General features: G+C 56.3%; 1 protein-coding gene. It reads left to right on the forward strand.

All coding sequences use genetic code 11. The features are described from left to right. The first annotated feature begins 561 nt into the window (after positions 1-561). A complete protein-coding gene (gene ltrA / locus EDD73_RS14690; RefSeq protein WP_243116952.1) occupies positions 562-1,818 on the forward strand; it encodes a group II intron reverse transcriptase/maturase in 1,257 nt (418 codons plus the stop codon). Positions 1,819-1,889: the final 71 nt, after the last annotated feature.

Consider the following 1,889-nt stretch of genomic DNA (forward strand, 5'->3'; position numbering starts at 1 on the left):
ATTTGTGCGCCCGGCATGGGCGCTGTCTCTAGGGTGCAAGTCCCGAACACCGAAGGTGGCAGTAGGTGTAGCTTAAGGCAAGGGTGTCCGTCGCGAGGCGGAATCTGAAGGAAGCCGGCGGCAAACCTCCGGCCCGAGGACCACGAACCCCAGGAGAGGCTAGCGGCAGCTGGATGAGCTTGCAAATCAAAGCGAAGTCCTTGTCACCGAAGGCTGTCGAGAGTAGATGGGGCGGGTAGATGGAGGGAAAGACAGCGTTCTTACCCGGGGAGGCCTGCCGGGGGCTAAGTAACTTGGCAAATCGCGTCGCAAGGCGCGACTGAACCGGCAGGAGTCAGCAGAGGTCATAGTACCGGTGAATGACGTCAGAAACCGGGAAGGGCCGAACATATTGAAACGAGGGAAGCACCGATGAGTTCGAGCGAGACGCAACAACAGCCGAATATCCCGAAAGGGAGCTACCCGAAGGAGGAGACGGTGAATCCGTCAGGGACTGCGGGAGCGCCGAGCGCCTCGACGGCACAAGAAGCGGAGCAACCCCGCGAGACTTGGAACAACTTGATGGAGAGGATGCTGGAGCGCGGCAACATGACACGGGCCTATCACCGGGTCATGAGCAACGGCGGAGCGGCCGGAATCGACGGAATGGCACTGAAATCCCTGAAGCCATACCTGGACGAGCACTGGACACAAATCCGCCAAAGGTTGCTGCAAGGGACCTACCAACCGGCTCCCGTGCGCCGGGTCGAAATCCCGAAGCCGGACGGCGGAGTCAGAAAACTAGGAATCCCCACCGTACTCGACCGCCTCATTCAACAAGCCCTGAATCAGATATTGACACCGATTTTTGACCCGACATTCTCTAAGTACAGCTACGGGTTCCGACCAGGACGCAGCGCGCATCAAGCGGTGCAACAAGCCAAGGAATACATCGCTCAAGGATATCGCGTGGTGGTCGACATGGACCTGGCCCAATTCTTTGACCGGGTAAACCATGACATCTTGATGGCTCGGGTGGCCCGGAAAGTAGCGGACAAGCGAGTCCTCAAACTTATCCGGCGCTACCTACAGGCCGGCGTGATGGACCACGGGGTCATCCTGCGGACGGAAGAAGGAACGCCGCAAGGCGGACCGTTGAGTCCGCTGCTTGCAAATATCATTTTGGATGACCTGGATAAGGAACTTGAAAAGCGAGGACATAAATTTTGTCGCTATGCTGACGATAGCAACATCTACGTGAAAAGTCGTCGGGCAGGCGAACGGGTCATGGCGTCGGTCACTCGATTTGTGGAAGGGCGGCTCAAACTGAAGGTCAACGAAGCGAAAAGTGCCGTAGACCGACCCTGGAAGCGAAAGTTTCTCGGGTTTTCGTTCACCAATGGGAAACAACCGAAAATCCGACTGGCGGAAAAGACCGTGTTGCGGGTAAAGACGAAGATCAAACAGCTTACGCAGCGAAGTCAAAGCATCGCCATGGAGGACCGGATTGAGAAACTTAACCTCTACCTACGAGGGTGGATGGGATATTTTCGCCTCGCCGACACACCAACACCATTCCAACGGTTCGATGAATGGTTGCGACGAAGACTGCGTATGTGCCGCCTCAAAGAATGGAAGCGACCGGCAACTCGTCGACGAAAGCTGGTGGCCCTACACATCCCCGAACACCTAGCGAGGAAAATCAGTGGATCCCGTAAGGGCTGCTGGAGGTTGGCTTGCACACCACAAATGAACACAGCCCTTGGGCTCCGGTATTGGGAGTCTCAAGGGCTGCTCAGTTTGGCCGAAATGTACCAAAAGTATCGTAATTCAATATGAACCGCCGTATACCGAACGGTACGTACGGTGGTGTGAGAGGTCGGGGGTTAATCGCCCCCTCCTACTCGATT

The organism is Heliophilum fasciatum, assembly GCF_004341395.1.
Taxonomy (GTDB): domain Bacteria; phylum Bacillota; class Desulfitobacteriia; order Heliobacteriales; family Heliobacteriaceae; genus Heliophilum; species Heliophilum fasciatum.